The following is a 16,229-nucleotide window of genomic DNA, read 5'->3' on the forward strand; positions in this document are numbered from 1 at the left end:
TGTGTGCCAGCCAAGTTGTGTAGAACGTGGCCAGACCCGACTGCATCAGCACGGCTCCGGGTAGAGCCGTGCCGTGTACTTCAACAACTTAGCGCATGTTTTGCGCCGCCAGGCCCAGGGCCAGATCTTGCTTCATGCGTTTCTTGTAGAAAGGCAGGCAGATGAACAAGGCCAGGAACCAGAATGGCGTAGCCATCAGGCCGATCAGGGTTTCTTCTTCTTGGCTGAACAGGTACAGCGCAAAGGCAAAGAACGCCAGGGTCAGGTAGCACATGGGAATCGCAAAGGGCATTTTGTAGCTCGATGCGGCATGGGCCTCAGGACGAATGCGACGGTACTTCAGGTAGGTGATCAGAATCACGGCCCAGACAAAGATAAAGCAGATGCTGGCCACGGTGGTCACAATGGTGAACACACGCATTACGTCGCCTTCTGCGTAAAGCAGGAACAGGCTGGACAGCAAAAGGGCGCAAGAATAGATCAGACCATTACGGGGAGTGCCGTTACGCGACAACTGGCTGAATGCCTCTGGAGCCAGCTTGTTCTTGGACAGACCGTACAACATGCGGCCGGTCGAGAACATGCCGCTGTTGGCGGACGACAGCGCCGAGGTCAGCACCACAAAGTTGATGATGGCAGCCGCTGCACCCACGCCAATCAGCAAGAACATGTTTACAAACGGGCTCTTGTTGGGCGCCACAATATCCCAGGGGGTGACGGTCATGATGGCAGTCAGCGCCAGCACGTAAAACACAATCACGCGAACGGGAATCTTGTTGATGGCTTTGGGCAGGTTCTTGGCAGGGTCAGCCGTTTCAGCCGAGGCCGTACCCACCAGCTCGATCCCCACGAAGGCAAAGATGGCGATCTGGAAGGCCGCAAAGAAACCATGCAGGCCATTGGGGAACATGCCACCACGATCCCACAAGTGGGTCAGGCTGGCTTTTTCGCCGGTCGGGCCAACAAAGCCGGTGAACAGCAGGTAAGCGCCCACACCAATCAGGGCCACAATGGCAATGATCTTGACCAGGGCAAACCAGAACTCCAGCTCGCCAAACAATTTGGCCGACAGCAGGTTGAAGATCAGCAAGAAGGCGATACACGCCAGACCCGGTAACCAGAGCGGAATGTCCGGCCACCAGAACTGGGTATAGCCGGTAATGGCGACAATATCCGCAATACCAATCACCACCCAGCAGAACCAATAACTCCAGCCCAAAAAGTAACCCATGGTGGGCCCGAGAATATCGGCGGAGAAATCCACAAAAGATTTGTATTCCAGGTTATGCAGGAGCAATTCCCCCATCGCCCGCATCACAAAGAATAAAAAGAACCCAATGATCATGTAGGTAAACAAGACCGAGGGTCCGGCCAGGCTAATGGTGCGGCCTGATCCCATAAATAGCCCTGTACCGATAGCGCCTCCAATTGCTATCAGTTGCAGGTGCCGGTTTTTCAACGAGCGCTGCAGTCCAGATGAATGTTGCTGAGACACACTGTTCTCCTAATTTTTTTTCGTTCAAATGCGTAATTATGACTGTGCTGCGAGAAAACAAAGGGCACAACCCGTCCTCAAGGACGGTTTTCTTGATGCCGATCTAAATAAGCTGAGGAGCGCACAGCAGTCCTCCTTGTTCTGACGACATGAAATGTCAAAACAGACCTGTGTGCGATTAAAAATGGGAATAGGGATGTGGTATGCCAGGCGGCCAGAAAAGGCGCCTGACTATCTGCTCATAAATAGGCTCCGGACGAATAGGTGAACACAGGCCATATGGCCTCTGTACCCCCTCTGTCCGTTTACCTGAGAGCTTATCCATCGGTTCGCGATGGTCCCCTTCGGTGGGCACGGGTGTGCCTCTCTCCAGATGGTCAAAGGTTCAGGATTCTTTTGCCTGAGAGATTCCGGGGTCGTTGCTCCGTCGGCGCTTCATCAAAGTGAAGACTCTCACCTGAACCGTTATTGACGCCGCTATTGTATAGACAGGTAAAAAGCGATGACTACTAGCGTTAACCTGTAGGCTTTTAATGAGAATAGTTCTTGTTTGTTGAAGGGTTTTGTGGCTGCGGAGCCAGCATCGGGGACAGCGCAGGGGCGTGATGAAAGTGGCGGCGTCGAGTCTGGCCAGATGCCCTTGAAAGGGGCCGTGTTTTTTTGCATGGTAGCTATGCCGGAATGCTTTAGCGTTGAAACAGAAATCGGCCGACACCAGCCTACAATATCGGCTGTCTGGCAATTTTTGTACCTTGTAATATGGTCGAATCGATTCTGCAACTTATCGAGCAACACGGTCTGTTGATCGTGTTTTTCAATGTCCTGGTGGAGCAGGCGGGGGCGCCGGTGCCAGCCTATCCGGTGTTGGTGGTAACGGGTGCCTTGCACGAGTCCGGTGGTTACAGCCTGTGGGGCTTGCTGGGTTTTGCCGTGCTGGGCGCGATGATTGCGGATTACGGCTGGTACCTGGCTGGGCGACGCTATGGTGGCAAATTGCTGGCTTTGCTGTGCAAAATTTCACTGTCGCCGGACTCCTGTATTCGGCAGACCGAATCCATTTATATGCGTTGGGGGGCACCGTCCTTGATGGTGGCCAAGTTCATACCCGGCTTTGCTTCCATTGCCAGTGTGTTGGCCGGTACGGTGGGGACGCCCAGAAGAAGCTTTCTGCTTTACGACATCATCGGGGCTACGGTCTGGGCCGGCTCTGCCGTGTTCCTGGGCTCCTTGTTCAGCTCGGCGGTGGATGAGCTGCTGAATGTGCTGATCAGTCTGGGGGTGGTGGGTGGAATCCTGTTGGCGCTGGCTTTGGCGGTATTCATTGCCAGAAAGTGGTGGCAGCGCCATCGCTTCATGAAATCCTTGTGCATGGAGCGTGTCAGCGTGCAAGAGTTGCATCAGATGCTGTCCTCGGACACGCCCCCCACGATTGTGGATGTGCGTTCGACCCTGATGCAGGCGCAAGGACGTATTCCGGGGGCGATCAGTCTGGCTTTGGGTGAGGCTACGCTGAATTTGATTACCGACGGGGAAATTATTGTGTATTGTGATTGCCCCAATGAGGTGTCCGCAGCCTTGGTGTCCAAACGCTTGCTGCAAAGTGGCTATAGTCGGGTGCGCCCTTTGGAAGGCGGATTGGAAGCCTGGCGGGCCGCTGGTTTTGATATACAGCGCGACCCTGATCAGCCCGAACCGGCCCTGTAAAGGAAAACGGCAGACATCAAACCATGTCTGCCGTTTTTGCAAGAAGAACGCTTGATACCACGCTTACTGGCGCGCCTGCCGGTAAGCATGAGCCAAAGCGGCGGCCACCGCCAGCCCGCCGATCACACTGATATGGTCCTGCACCAGAGCTTGTTCCAGAAAGGCTTCCAAGCCCTGCATTTCCCAAAACCGATGTGCCAGGGGAATCGTGGACAAAGTAAAGACACTCAGCATCAGCGCTCCCATCCAGGCCAGGCGACTTGCGCTGATAATCAGCCAGCTGCCCAGCAATTGAACTGTGATAGTCAGCACGGCGAATAAAGCCTGGGGCTCCAGTCCGAAGTGGGCCATTTCCTTTTTTGCAGCGCTGAAGTCCCAAACCTTGTTCACACCGCTCCACCAGAAAATGTAGGTCAGGAGCAGAGTAGCCAGTACAAAATACACTCGTGAACGCAGTAATTCTTGTATGACGTGGTTCATGATGCCTCCTCCTTGGGTGGGGCGTTCAGGGCTTGTGGACAGATGCTTCCAGCGTGGAGCGTGCGACGGCCAGTGTTTGCTGGCTCAAGACCAGTCCACCCATGACCAGTGCCACTCCCACCAGTTGCAGCGTGGTGGGCCAGATGCCCTTGATCAGCGCGTCCAGAATAAAAGCGGTCACAGGCACCAGCAGCATGAAGGGGGCAACAGTGACGGCGCCCAGTTGCTTGATGGCACTGAACCACAGCGCGAAGGGACCAGCCGTCAGTACAGTTGCCAGCAGGAACAGGCCCAGCCAATGCACAGGGATAAGCTGGCTTGGAATGTCCTGCGTCAGCAGCACAACCACACTCAGTTCCACACCGGCAATCAAGAGCTGCCAGCCGGTAAAACCCAGCAAAGGGATAGGTGGCGCACCCCATTTGTTCATCTAGACCCCGCCCGTCGCAATGGACAACATGCTGCCCAAAGCGGCGGCAATGCCGATCAGATCCAGAGTGGCATTGCTGGACAGGACAACCAGCGACACGCCCAGCGCACCCAAGAGAACGGCTCCAATCCGCGTCAGGGCAGGGCGAGCACGCAAAATGCCCCAGGCGATAAAGATGGTGGCCAGCGGTGTCAGCGCCTGGAAGATGGCGGCCACGCCACCGGGCAGACGGGTGGCAGCGATAAAGAACAGGCCAAAGAACAGGCCGGTGTTCAGGGTGCCCAGCACGGCCAGGCGCCCCCACCAGGCACGGGGCGGCAGGCTGCGTACCAATGCCAGCAGGACGATGGCGCCTCCCAAAGCCCGGACAGCAGCCAGGAACAAGGGATTAGGTGGCAACCAGGTTGTGGTCAGAATGTAGGTAAAGCCCCAGAGAATAGCGGCGGTAGCCGCAGCCATTTTGGCGTTCATGTCGATGCACTCCCCATCATGAATAATGTGATGAAGAGACTATAGAAGTGCAACGATGGCTTGAATAGACAAGAATATGGCCATCAGCGTTCCATAATTAGAACGACTGCTTGGCGGCTGGCTTTGGGTAATTTGCAGCAGGGATTCAGGGGGCGGGCGTATGCAAAATAGTGACGAACTCCTGGCCCAGAAAATCCAGCAGAGCGCGTACCGCAGGCACCAGGCCTCGGCGTGAAGGAAAGACGGCATGTACCACGCCAGAGCGGGGGTTCCAGCCGGGGGCCACATCCACCAGTCTGCCGTCCTGCATGTACGGAGCGATCAGCATGGCCGGCATCTGAACGACGCCAATTCCCTGCAAGGCTGATTGCAGCAAAGTCATGCGGTCGTCGCAGACCAGACGGGGGTGGTAGGGCACTTCCATCAGGGTGTTTTCTGCGGTTTGCAGTTGCCAGGTGGGATTGCGCTGCAGATGCTCGTCGCTCAAGGCGGGCCAGTTCCCTAATTGGTCCAGCTTGGGCAGCCCACCCATGCGTTCGATCAGGGCCGGGCTGGCAACCAGATACTGTGTACTCTCGCCCAGGACTTTCATCACCAGACCGCTGTCTTCCAAAGGAGGAAAGCGGACACGCAAGGCCACATCAAAACCTTCACGAATCACGTCCACGCGGCGGTTGGTGCTTTCCACTTCCAGCTTGACCTGCGGATAGGCCGCCATATAGCGGGCCAGCAATTCATTGACGCCGTAGTCCAGCAAAGCCAGGGGGCAACTGATGCGTACTGAGCCTTGCGGCTCGCTGCGATGGCGCTCGATGATGTCCTGAGCGGAGTCGGCCTCCACCAGCATGGCTACACAGCGCTGGTAGTACATCTGGCCAATTTCCGTGACGCTGAAATGGCGACTGGACCGCTGGATCAAACGCACACCCAGGGATTCTTCCAGAAAGGTGATGCGTCGGCTTAGCTTGGATTTCGGGATGCCCAAAGCCCGTCCGGCCGGTGCAAATCCTCCGTGGTCCACGACCTGTACAAAGTAGTAAAGGTCGTTCAAATCGCGCGTGGATGGGGGTTTTGTGTCGGGCATGTCATTACATGGCCGGTGGAACCGGGCAGCTCATATCGCCTTCTTCGCAGGACAGATAGGTGTTGAAGTTCTTGATACGGGCCTGGGTCAATTCATTCCGGCATGTGGTGATCAGCATGGAGTGAATGCTGCCGCCCTCGGTGTTGATCGCTGCAAAGTCGCATTCTGCATCCCTGAAGCTGATCCAGGCACGTTGGGCGTTACGCAAGGCTTTGAGGGTATCGGCATCATCTTTCAGACGATGGTTGATTTCCTTGTAGAGCTTGTTCAGTTCGGCGTCCGAGTTCTTGTACTCGTTGCTAAAGCACTGGTTCATGGCATTTTGATTGCTCATGCTATCGCAGTCGGCTGCCTGAACGGAAGAGGCGCTTGCCATCAAGCTCAGTCCTAAAGCGATCAGGCCGGTATTCAATGCTTTTTTCATGGGGTTCTCCGGGTTTGCGGGCGTTGATAAGCGTATGGGGCAGGGTGTAAATCCTACTACATAGGGCGGCAAGCCTGATGCTTTGCCGGGTGATAACAGGGTTCCATAAATAGCATTGAGCCGCATTGTCTTGAACGGGCCATATGCTCGATTCAAGCCAATGCGGCTCAAGGGTCCTGCCAGCAGGAGTTAGCGCAGCTTACTCGTCGTTGGCGTGCAGAAAGCGATACACCAGCGCGCCGATCACCCCACCAATCAAGGGAGCCACCCAGAACAGCCACAACTGCTCCATGGCCCAGGTGCCCTGGAAGAAGGCCACGCCAGTAGAACGCGCAGGGTTCACGGAAGTGTTGGTGATAGGGATGCTGATCAGGTGAATCAAAGTCAGTGCCAGACCAATGGCTACGCCTGCCAGGCCGGCGTGACCACGCTTGTGGGTTGCGCCCATGATGATGAACAGGAAGAAGGCGGTCAGCACAATTTCTGCGATCAGGGCTGCGTTGCGGCTGTAGTTGTCGGGCGAGTGCTCGCCAAAGCCGTTGGAGGCAAAACCTGCCACGGGATCAAAGCCGGTTTTGCCGCTGGCGATCAGGTACAGAACACCGCCGGCCAGCAGACCGCCGATAACCTGGGCAATGATGTAGGGAATGGCATCACGAGCGGGGAAGCGCCCCCCAGCGACCAGGCCCAGCGTGACAGCCGGGTTGATGTGACAACCAGAGATATTGCCGATGGCATAGCACATGGTCAGCAAAGTCAGACCAAAGGCCAGGGCTACCCCGGCAAAACCAATCCCCAGTTCAGGGTAGGCAGCGGCAAAGATCGCACTTCCGCAGCCCCCAAAGACCAGCCAGAAAGTGCCCAGCGTTTCTGCGGTGCATCGTTTTAATAAAGACATGATATTGCCCTGTTAGTCATTTAACACGGCTGGATTCTAGCGATAAGCGGGAAGCGCTAAGTGCTTGAAAGGAAAACAACTGTCAAAAATTTTCCTTTGTTTAGGGTGGTGTTTTTTTATAGTAAATGTGAGAAATATCGGTGGCGTGGCGGCTTGTGTCAGGTGTAGGATTTTGTCTGGTTTATGAAGAATTGTGTTGACGATTCTGACGCTGAACATCACTCCCAATTCCCTCACATCCACATGCCTCACTCCCTTGAATCCTTGATCCTGTCTCTTGAAGAGCGCCTGTTTGAGCGTGCCACTCGTCAGGATGTGGCGGCGCTTGGCGCTTTACTGGCCGACGAGTTTGTAGAGTTCGGAGCCAGAGGCGCGGCGTGGGGTAGAGCAGAAGTGCTAGGCGATCTGCCTGAACAGGATTTTGTGCAGCGCCGCCTCAGCAACTTCAAGCTGACCATCCTGTCAGCGGATGTCGTCCTGGCGACTTATGTGTGTGAGGTATCAGGTGATGAAAAGCCGCAGCAATCCTTGCGCAGCTCCATCTGGAAGCAGAGTCAGGGGCGTTGGCAGATGGTGTTTCATCAAGGAACCCGCGTTGCCCAGGAATAAAAAAGGGCGGGAATTTGAATGGCCCACCAAAGCGTGAATTGTTGTTCAACACTCGGGGGGGCGGTTCAATCTTGGCCCTTTCTATTCGGGTCGCGCTTACGGCTGTTGCTGGATGAACGCCGCCGTCATGGGGGATACCTGGTGGAAATCAAAAGCCTGATGGTAGATCTCTCCACTCTTGGCTTCCACGGTTAGCCATAGTTGATGTTCCAGTTCGCTATTGGGCGGAATGACGATTTCTACCGCCCGTGTCCAGCGCGTGTTGCTGAAAGCTTGACGGGGCGCAGGCATAGGCTCGGGCTTGCTCACTTGCAGATAGGCGCGGCGTATATGTGGGTCGCAGGCCTGGCAAAAGCGAATCTGAAATGCTTTGCGATGAGCGCCGGTGGGCCCGCTGATGGGGGCTTTGTTATTCGTCTCAGCCAGAGCAAACGACCAGGGGCCAATCTGGCCTTGCAGGGCATGGTTGCCAAACACAGGCTCGGGGCCTTGTTGCGCCAGATAAATCATGAAGGCGGCAGGGATGGCCAAAAGGCCGCTGGCAAAAACCAGGCTGCGTGTGGAAAATCGTGATGTTGTTGGTGCCGTTCCAGCGTGAGCAGGTTCTGTGTGTGTAGCGCTAGTTGAAGCAGCGCTTGAATTTGCCGCCGCCACTCCATTTTTCCCAGCTATAGCGTCACTTGATGTCGATGCAGTGTTGCCCGCTCCAACCGCTTTAGGCGCTGCCTTCGCAACTGGTGCAGGTTTGGCCCGCACAGGTTTCTTTTCCTGCCAAGGCCACCAGGGCAAGTAAAAGGTCAACCCGGCACCGGCCATGGTCAGCCAACCCAGCCAAGCAACGGTGCCCATGCTCCAGCCCCAGCCTTGCCAGCATAGAGCTAAAGCCACAGCCAGCAAGGGCCAGCCGAGCAGACGAAAGATCCGCCTTTCCTTCTCGCTGGGCATGCGATGCAGCAGGAATTCCCCCTGGCGATCACTGGCCAAAGCCAGGCAGATAAAGCCCACCAGGCTGATGATAAAAACGGCCAGATTCAGCCACAGACTGGTATTAATCATGGCAGCCCTCCTGCAGGCATCAACAGAACGCTCAGCAAGGCGATCAAAGCCGTCGGTAGAACCATACCCACCCAAGCGCGAGTGGCACTTTTAGTGCTAAACACCCACATCACGGCGATGGTGTACCAGACAAAGCTCAACATATTTGCTGCCAGCACAGCCTGGGCTTTAGGCAAAGGCCAGAGCAAGGTCAGCAATACCGTGGCGGCGGCTGCCAAGGCGTAGCCCCCGACAGCGGCAGCCACAATGCGCGACAGTACTTGCAGGCGGTAGCGGGAAGTCAGTCCACTCATCCGTTCACTCCCGCAGTTTGCAAGCTGGCCGGGGCAGCGGCTTTTTTAGGCAGGCTGGCAATGTGCCATTTGCGTTTCATTTTTACGGTGATATAGACAAAGATAGCGGCCAGGCCAAACATGGTCAGGTCAAAGCCTGCCAGGCCCCAGTCACCATGGATGATGGTGACACCCAGGTGACGGTCGGTCGTCAGCAGGTTCAGGACAGGAATCAAGGCGTAGGCGGCGGCTGTCAGGTACAGCAGCTCCAGCCAGGCGCGCTTCAAGGGTCGCCAGGAGGCATACAGGAAGGACCAGCCCCAGACCAGGAACAGAGCATGAAACTCCCAGGCGGCGCGGTCGGCCATATTCACAGGCAAAAGGCGGTTGGCCCAGAAGTAGGCCGCCAGCCCCAAGGGCAAACCGGCCAGAGTGCCGGCATTCAGGATTTCTACTAAACGCAGGCCAGCGGCATCAAAACGCTCGGATGCGCTAAGCGGGGCGGCTTTGGTCATGCGTTTTTGATGCTGGGTACGACGCTTTACCGTCCACAGCACCAGACCTGTCCCAATGACGGCGCAGCCCAGCAAGCCTGAAATAAAGTACAGCCAGCGCAACCACCATTCGGCAAACACTCCTTCGTGCAAGGCCAGCAATACGCGGTGAGTGTCTCCGGTGACATTGCTATTGTCCTCCGGCTCCATGAGGCTGCCATCAGAGGCGTTAAAGCGCAGGGTCTCGGCACGGGTCCAGTACACGCCCGTGACGCCGGTGCGACGCAGTTCTACATAGGCTTGGCTATCTGCCGGATGGGTAAACTGCACCGAGGCAATGCTGTTCTTGCCCCAGGCTTGTTCTGCGCTGTGCATCATCTCGCCCAGGGGAGCCTGCGGCATGCTCACGGGCAGGAAGTCGCGTTTTTGCTGACGAATATCCTGGAAGTAAGCCTGCCGTCCTTCTTCTGTCGCGCCATACATGACTTCTCGCCCGGTCGGCATGTAGATGGACATGAAAAAGATCAGGCCCGTGTAGGTAATCATCAGGAAAAAGGGCAGGGACATCACGCTGACGATATTGTGCGCGTCCAGCCAGGAACGCTGCCCCTTGCCGGGCCTGAAGGTGAAAAAGTCGGTGAAGATTTTCTTGTGAGTCACCACGCCCGTAATCACGGCCAGCAGCATCAGCATGGTACAGATACCGACCAGCCAGATAGCGACCGGATAGGGGAGGTAGTGCAAGGCGTAATGCATGCGGTACAGGCCGGTGCCACCAGCAGTTGCGCGGGGTTCCACTTCCGGCTGAATCTGGCCGGTGACAGGGTCCAGTTCTTCTCCCCCACGACGGCCGCGTTGACCGGGCTGGGGCATTTCTTCCCAGGCAATGGACAGCCCTTGCGTGGCACGCGGGTTCAGGGCTTGATGCGGCAGGGTAATGGTCCAGGCTTTGGACTCTGCCGGGGCATGCGCTTGCAACTGCGCCAGGGCCTGATCCAGCATCTGGCTGGATTGCTCGGGCAGGACTTGCATGGGCAAGGGGCGCTCCGGCTCCATCCAGCGAGTGATTTCATCGTCCACATAGCCAGCCGTGCCAGTGACGAAGACGAAAAACAGGATCCAGCCCACCACCAGACCGACCCAGGTATGCAGCCATGCCATACATTGGCGAAATGACTCTTTCACGCTGACGCGCCTCCTACTACAACACCGTCTCCGGATGCTGGATTGATGATCATTAAACCGAGAAAAGCCGTGCTTGCTTGGCAACGGTGGGTGACGGATGGAGTCCGCCATTCTTGTACGCTGCGCTCATCACGCAAGCTTCGCTTTTCAGTAAGCAAGTTCTTGGTGACAGAGAGGGGAAGAGGGCATCAGGCTTGAAACAACGGCAGAATAATAGCAATCATTCTCATTTCGGTGTTGGGAATTTCCAGCTTTCAAGGCTTTATTCAGAAATTAATGCGGCGCCATAGCTGTTTTGGCGTTTTCCATAGGGAAAAACGCGGTTGAGAGGGAGGCGGGGCGATGAGCTGGTGAGACTCGGGCGGGAATAAATCTTGTCGGTTCCGGGCTGAGGGCTGAACGCCGGGATGAGGCAGAAGGGAATATGCCTTGCAGGCATTCCACGCCACTCGCAAATCTTATGGTCTATGGAGTTGGACCAGAGAGCGTTAACTGCCGGTTGATGAGGTCAGAATTCCCATCAAAAAGGCCCCGGCTAGCAAAGTGCCGGGGCCAGCTGGATTTCTGCTTCGCCGGGAGTTTTAGAGCACCACAAACAGCAGCCAGACGACGACCGGGGCAATAACCGTGACGGCAGCACCGTACAGCAATAGCTGACGGAAGAAGGCATCACGCGACACTCCCTGGGCATTGGCCAGTACCAGTGCGCCATTGGTGGAAAAGGGGCTGACGTCCACAATGGTGGAGGATACGGCCATAGCCGCAATAAAGCCCACCGGCCCCACGCCGCCATCGCTTTGCAGAAAGGGCACCGCCAGCGGAATCAGCGAACCCAGCACGGCGGTGGAGGAGGCAAACGCCGACACGACCGCGCCCACAAAAAGCAGCAGCAAGGCCGCCATCAAGGGAGAGGTCAGCTGGGCAACACTATGGCCGACAAAATCAATCGTGCCCATGGATTCCATCACGCCCACATAGGTGCTGACACCCACAATCAGCATGATTTCAGGCCAGGACACTTGGCCCAGTGCGCGTTTTTGCAGATTGGGGGCCATCAAGGTCAGTACCAGGCCGATGGTGATCGAGGTAAAGCCAATATCCTGTTTGAAAAACAAAGTCAGCACGGCCAGGATGAACAGGCCGACCAAGGTAAGAACGCGATACCAGTGGGGGGCCTCGTTGGCACCATTACCGGCTTCGACCAGGGCATCGGGGCTTTTCCGTGCGGTCTTGCGCTCTTCGCCAAAGGCTTCGGCTTCAGCGTCGCCAAACACTTGCGGACCACCCGAGCCATGGGCCACGCGGGCAACGTTTACGTCTGCCGAACTTAAGTCCACTTTCTGGCGCATCAGCTTCAAACCACCCATCCACACGAATAGCAAAATGGACACGGCCAAGTTGATGCCAAGGCTGGCCATCATGGTGGCCATTTCATTCAAGGGCAAACCGGCGGCGCTGACCACACGGTTGGTGATGCCACCGTAAATACTGATGGGGGAGAAGCCGCCCCCTTGGGCGCCATGAATCACCAGCAAACCCATCAAGAGCGGGTTGATGCCGTACTGGCGGGCAAAGCCCAGCGCAATCGGGGCAATGATGGCAACGGCGGCCGGGCTGACGGCACCCACAGCGGTCAATGCGGCCGTGATCAGAAACATGATCCATGGAATGGCGGCGATGCGGCCACGCACGGCTCGCACGGCCATGCTGACCAGCCAGTTGATGGTGCCATTGTTTTGAGCCAGCGCGAACAAATAGGTAATACCGGCCAGTGTTAGAAACAGGTCAGCCGGAAAGCCGCCCATGATTTCCTTGGCGCCCATGCCCGCCACCAGCGTACCCACCAGAAAAGCGCCTACAAAAGCAATCAGCCCCATATTGATGGGTAGGGCGGTCGCCAGTACGAACATGCCTCCTAATACGGCAATGGATAGCCAATGCATATGTCTCGTCTCCTTGTAATTGAACCTTTTGCAGGTTTCTGGAAACGACCATATCAGTGGCGGTATAGGGCTATCAATAAAGCTTATGGGTGAATGATTACGCTAAACGTAATGATTAATCAGGGGCGCGATGGTTGAATGTTCAATCAGCATTTGTCTGATGCAGCAGAGAGAACAGGGGGGCGGATTTGATGAGCGGTTCGCTGTAGAGTAGTGGCTTGACGCGTGTGGGCGCTACCTTTGGGTTGCTGAGCCAAGTCCGGCTTTACCCGCCCATGCGCGTGATTATTGCCGGTCCAGTTCAGCCAGTAGTTCGCTGCTGTGGATCGTGCTCCCGAAGTGATGTTTCCACAATTTGATACCCAGCTCGCCGGAGCGATCCAGGGACGAGCCAACCGTCAGATCCGTAATCAGGGTGGGGTGCAGCCCGGCATCAAACAAGGCAAACCCGGCAGCCAGCACGCAGGTATCGGTTTGAATGCCGCAGACCAGAATGCGATCAGCCTGACATTGCTGCAAATATTCCATTGCAGCGGGGCTGGGGGCGTAGCCGTGCTTGATGAAGATTTGTTTGGCATCGACCAGACAGCGATCGCTGCGCGGCGGACACCAGCCTAGCTGACTGGAAAAAGGGGTTTGAGACTCGTCGTGCAGTTCAATCAAGGCCGCGCAAGGCAGGCGGGTGCTCAGGGCGTTAATGCCGTCGATCAGCCAGGGGGGCGGTGAAAAGCAGCTTTGCACATCGACAACAAGGAGGATCTGTCGCATTGCAGTGGGCTCGGTAAGAGTGCTTCAGCGAATGTCAGGCGGAGCTCGCCTGGGCCACTCTGAAGCACCGTCAATCAAGCCCTTATTGAAACACGGAGTCAGGCGCTTGGGCGGGTCCAGGTCAGGCGTGCACCGACGATGATGCCCAGCACCGCCAGCAAGGAGGTGGCCGATAAGGTGGACAAGCCGCTTAAGCCCTGGCCTATGGTGCAGCCCAGGGCCAGCACGCCACCTACGCCCATCAAGGTACCGCCTGCCATGGAGCGCAGCATGTGGCGGGGCGACTCAAAACCTTCCAGCTTCCAGCGGCGACGCAGCAGGGCGCTCAGCAAGGAGCCGGCCACCACACCCACCACAATCATGATGGTAAAGCGCGGGCTCATGCCGGTGGAGATCATGGCGTATTGAATGCTTTCCCCAATCGGGGCGACAAAGCTCAGCGAGCTGACGGGTAAAGGCTCGAAGGGATCATCGCCCAGCCAGCCGGTAGTCAGCCAGCCTGCCACAATCAGCAGCCCTACAAATGCTCCGGCCAGCAGGTCATTGAGGCGTTGGCCGTCCTGGCGACGCAGCAAGGCAAAAGCGATCAGGGCGGCGACGAGGAGGGCAATCACCATAGAGCGGAGGGGACCCTCGGACAGGGTCGCTGCGGGCAAGGTGACACTGCTGGCTTGGGCGATGCTCATGCGCAGCGGCGCCAGCAGGCCCGTCAAGGTGACATAGGCGGCGATACCCAGACAAAGCACGACGACAAAGGAGCGCAGATTTCCCTGTCCCAACAGAACCAGGGCTCGGGCGCCGCAGCCATTAGCCAGGGTCATGCCTGCCCCAAAGAGCACACCGCCAAGCGGCACCAGCAGCCAGGAGAAAGTGGGGTTCAGGTACAGGACCTTGTCCAGACTGATCAGCCCGTAGCCCGCCGCCAGTTGTGTCCCGGCCAGGGCCACGGCCAGCGCCAGGGCAAAGCCCTGAAGCTTGTAGCCGCTACGCCCGGACCAGCGCTCGGTCAAGCCACGATAAAAGCAAAAACCACTGAGCTGGCCACTAATGCCAAAGAGCAGGCCAATGGCCAGGCTGACCCACAGTACAAGTTCTGTATTCATCATGTGCGCTGGATGTTAGGACCGGGTTGGAACCACTTAGCCTTTGGTGCCCCAGATGTCGCGACTGATCGCGGCATACCAGGCCTCGCCATACTGGGCTTCCTGCTTGCGAAAGGCCGGGCTGGCTTCTTTAGGGCTGACCCCGCCGGACGCTTCAGCCAGCTTGTCATCGGCAAAGGCGTACAAGTGCCCCACAGAAATGCCATAGTCGGGAGCGATCAAACTGTAGCAGGTATTGCTCAGTGTGGCCTGTGGCGCAGGCTTGCCGCTCAAGGCATTAATGATGGCAGCCGCTACCAGCTTGGCTTGCGTATTGGCAGAGAAACCGGACTTGGGCATGGGTGAGGCAATGGTGGCATCGCCCACCACATAGATGTCCTTGACCTGCTCGGACTCGAAGGTATGCGGGTCAATTGGCACCCAGCCGCTGGCGTTGGTGACACCGGCCTGTTCGGCAATGGCTCCGGCTTTTTGTGGCGGGATCACGTTCAGCACATCGGCTTTGTGGATCTCGCCAAACTCGGTTTCCACGCTCAGCTTGGCGGCATCCACGCGAGTGACTTTGCCGTCTTTGGAGAAGGGCACCCATTCGATCATGTCGCCATAGACTTGTTTCCAGCCATCCTGGAACAGGCCCTGTTTGGAGAAGCTGTCTTTGGCATCCAGAATCAGGATCTTGGATTTGGGTTTGTTCTGCTTGAAGTAGTGAGCCACCATGCTGGCGCGCTCGTAAGGGCCGGGCGGGCAGCGGAAGGGGTTTTCGGGGGCCACCATAATGAAGGTGCCGCCGTCGGGCATGGCATCCAGCTGACTTTTCAGCAAACGGGTTTGATCGCCGGCTTTCCAGGCGTGCGGGGCCAGCAAGGAAGCGGCCTCGTCATAGCCTTCCAGCGTGTTCCAGCGAAAATCAATACCGGGTGAGAGCAGCAGCTTGTCGTAAGACAGCTTCTGGCCCTTGGCCAAGGTCAGGGTTTTGGCCTGGGAGTCGACCGCGGTGGCCAGGTCGTGAATGACATCGATCCCGGCGGCGCGCAAATCATCAAAGCCGTGGCCTTGCTGTTCAAAACGGCGCAAGCCGGCCAGATACAGATTGGTGAACGGGCAGGTGTAAAAGGTGGTGGCCGGTTCAATCAAGGTGACTTTCAGGGATGGATCACCGCGCTTCAAGTAACGGGCAGCGGTTGCACCGCCAAAGCCGCCACCGACCACAATCACATGGGCCGAGCTGCTGCGCGCGTACACAGGCAGAGTGCTCAAGGCCAGACCAGCCACACTGGTTTTACCGACACGGCTCAGCCACTGGCGACGGGAGGAGTTCAAGGGTGTGCTCATTCTTAACGTCCTTCCGCAACGCTGCGAGGGGTGGAGGAGACTGCAGAGAAATAACGTGCCAGGGCTTCCAGATCCGCATCCTGGTAGCCTTTGACCAGGCGACTCATGATGGTGGTGCCAGCCGGAGGCGTATCGGAGGCAAAGGCGCGCAGTTGCTCCAGCAACACCGCTTCGGGGCGGCCAGCTAGCGAGGGAATGATGGTCGTGGAACGCCCATCCGGGCCGTGACAGTTCGCACAGGAGCTGGCCACTGTTTTGATGTCCAGCGTGGAACTGGCCCAGGCCGGTGCGGTGGCACTGCTGGCCACGAGCAAGGCGGGGGCAAAAAGGAGACGACCTACCAGAGAGAGGGACATGGGCATTCTTCTTGTCAGTGTGCATCGTTGTAGGAAAGGACGCTCAGCGTAGCATTCCCCTTACGCCCACCTTGTATGACTATATAGAACACTGTTATGAACTCAGCGCCCGTTAAGGGCGCTGA

General features: G+C 57.1%; 17 protein-coding genes and 1 riboswitch. Of the genes, 2 read left to right on the forward strand and 15 right to left on the reverse strand.

Going from position 1 to position 16,229, the window contains the following annotated elements:
* Positions 1 to 88: 88 nt before the first annotated feature.
* Positions 89 to 1,495 carry an amino acid permease gene (locus NIZ92_RS06770; RefSeq protein WP_031232286.1) on the reverse strand — a complete coding sequence of 469 codons (1,407 nt, stop codon included), beginning with the start codon at positions 1,493 to 1,495 and terminating at the stop codon, positions 89 to 91.
* A gap of 378 nt (positions 1,496 to 1,873) precedes the next feature.
* Positions 1,874 to 1,963, reverse strand: a riboswitch (glycine riboswitch).
* A 291-nt stretch (positions 1,964 to 2,254) separates the two neighbouring features.
* Here NIZ92_RS06770 and NIZ92_RS06775 point away from each other — a divergent pair.
* Positions 2,255 to 3,199: a rhodanese-like domain-containing protein gene (locus NIZ92_RS06775; protein WP_060186948.1), complete on the forward strand. Its 945-nt coding sequence runs from the start codon at positions 2,255 to 2,257 to the stop codon at positions 3,197 to 3,199.
* Between the two features lie 63 nt (positions 3,200 to 3,262).
* Here the strand turns inward: NIZ92_RS06775 and NIZ92_RS06780 are convergent, their stop codons facing one another.
* The 6 genes from NIZ92_RS06780 to aqpZ form a co-directional block, all read right to left on the reverse strand.
* Complete coding sequence (locus tag NIZ92_RS06780; protein WP_035269171.1) at positions 3,263 to 3,679, reverse strand: DoxX family protein; 417 nt, start codon at positions 3,677 to 3,679, stop codon at positions 3,263 to 3,265.
* A gap of 25 nt (positions 3,680 to 3,704) precedes the next feature.
* Positions 3,705 to 4,109 (reverse strand): DMT family transporter, encoded by a 405-nt coding sequence (locus NIZ92_RS06785; RefSeq protein WP_254002936.1) that lies wholly within the window; start codon positions 4,107 to 4,109, stop codon positions 3,705 to 3,707.
* Entirely contained in the window at positions 4,110 to 4,580 is a 471-nt protein-coding gene (locus NIZ92_RS06790) for a DMT family transporter (protein ID WP_254002937.1), read from the reverse strand.
* 145 nt (positions 4,581 to 4,725) lie between these two features.
* Positions 4,726 to 5,664 carry a LysR substrate-binding domain-containing protein gene (locus NIZ92_RS06795; RefSeq protein ID WP_254002938.1) on the reverse strand — a complete coding sequence of 313 codons (939 nt, stop codon included), beginning with the start codon at positions 5,662 to 5,664 and terminating at the stop codon, positions 4,726 to 4,728.
* Between the two features lie 4 nt (positions 5,665 to 5,668).
* On the reverse strand, positions 5,669 to 6,088 hold the full coding sequence (locus NIZ92_RS06800) for a lysozyme inhibitor LprI family protein (protein ID WP_080747966.1): 420 nt from the start codon (positions 6,086 to 6,088) through the stop codon (positions 5,669 to 5,671).
* Positions 6,089 to 6,287: 199 nt separating this feature from the next.
* On the reverse strand, positions 6,288 to 6,986 hold the full coding sequence (gene aqpZ / locus NIZ92_RS06805; protein WP_035269176.1) for an aquaporin Z: 699 nt from the start codon (positions 6,984 to 6,986) through the stop codon (positions 6,288 to 6,290).
* 243 nt (positions 6,987 to 7,229) lie between these two features.
* Here aqpZ and NIZ92_RS06810 point away from each other — a divergent pair, with 243 nt between their 5' ends.
* On the forward strand, positions 7,230 to 7,595 hold the full coding sequence (locus NIZ92_RS06810; protein WP_247965667.1) for a DUF4440 domain-containing protein: 366 nt from the start codon (positions 7,230 to 7,232) through the stop codon (positions 7,593 to 7,595).
* Positions 7,596 to 7,691: 96 nt separating this feature from the next.
* On the opposite strand, the gene NIZ92_RS06815 is transcribed toward NIZ92_RS06810, so the two are convergent.
* The 8 genes from NIZ92_RS06815 to NIZ92_RS06850 all read right to left on the reverse strand — a co-directional run bounded on the left by NIZ92_RS06815 (position 7,692) and on the right by NIZ92_RS06850 (position 16,104).
* Positions 7,692 to 8,651, reverse strand: coding sequence for a DUF3325 domain-containing protein (locus tag NIZ92_RS06815; RefSeq protein WP_254002939.1), 960 nt, complete (start codon positions 8,649 to 8,651; stop codon positions 7,692 to 7,694).
* Positions 8,648 to 8,944 carry a DUF3649 domain-containing protein gene (locus NIZ92_RS06820; RefSeq protein WP_254002940.1) on the reverse strand — a complete coding sequence of 99 codons (297 nt, stop codon included), beginning with the start codon at positions 8,942 to 8,944 and terminating at the stop codon, positions 8,648 to 8,650. Before NIZ92_RS06820 ends, NIZ92_RS06815 begins: the two co-directional genes overlap by 4 nt.
* A complete protein-coding gene (locus NIZ92_RS06825; RefSeq protein ID WP_239055346.1) occupies positions 8,941 to 10,602 on the reverse strand; it encodes a PepSY domain-containing protein in 1,662 nt (553 codons plus the stop codon). Before NIZ92_RS06825 ends, NIZ92_RS06820 begins: the two co-directional genes overlap by 4 nt.
* A 581-nt stretch (positions 10,603 to 11,183) precedes the next feature.
* Positions 11,184 to 12,545: an SLC13 family permease gene (locus NIZ92_RS06830; protein ID WP_254002941.1), complete on the reverse strand. Its 1,362-nt coding sequence runs from the start codon at positions 12,543 to 12,545 to the stop codon at positions 11,184 to 11,186.
* Between the two features lie 285 nt (positions 12,546 to 12,830).
* Positions 12,831 to 13,313 carry an isochorismatase family protein gene (locus NIZ92_RS06835; RefSeq protein ID WP_035269181.1) on the reverse strand — a complete coding sequence of 161 codons (483 nt, stop codon included), beginning with the start codon at positions 13,311 to 13,313 and terminating at the stop codon, positions 12,831 to 12,833.
* Positions 13,314 to 13,411: 98 nt separating this feature from the next.
* The gene (locus NIZ92_RS06840) at positions 13,412 to 14,419 is read right to left on the reverse strand and encodes a YeeE/YedE family protein (RefSeq protein WP_238441669.1); all 1,008 of its coding nucleotides are present in this window, start codon (positions 14,417 to 14,419) and stop codon (positions 13,412 to 13,414) included.
* Between the two features lie 33 nt (positions 14,420 to 14,452).
* Positions 14,453 to 15,748 carry an NAD(P)/FAD-dependent oxidoreductase gene (locus NIZ92_RS06845; protein ID WP_254002942.1) on the reverse strand — a complete coding sequence of 432 codons (1,296 nt, stop codon included), beginning with the start codon at positions 15,746 to 15,748 and terminating at the stop codon, positions 14,453 to 14,455.
* A 2-nt stretch (positions 15,749 to 15,750) separates the two neighbouring features.
* Positions 15,751 to 16,104 (reverse strand): c-type cytochrome, encoded by a 354-nt coding sequence (locus NIZ92_RS06850; RefSeq protein WP_052159242.1) that lies wholly within the window; start codon positions 16,102 to 16,104, stop codon positions 15,751 to 15,753.
* Between the last annotated feature and the right edge of the window lie 125 nt (positions 16,105 to 16,229).

The sequence above is a fragment of the Alcaligenes sp. 1735tsa3 genome, from assembly GCF_024134565.1.
GTDB classification, from domain to species: domain Bacteria; phylum Pseudomonadota; class Gammaproteobacteria; order Burkholderiales; family Burkholderiaceae_B; genus Alcaligenes; species Alcaligenes phenolicus.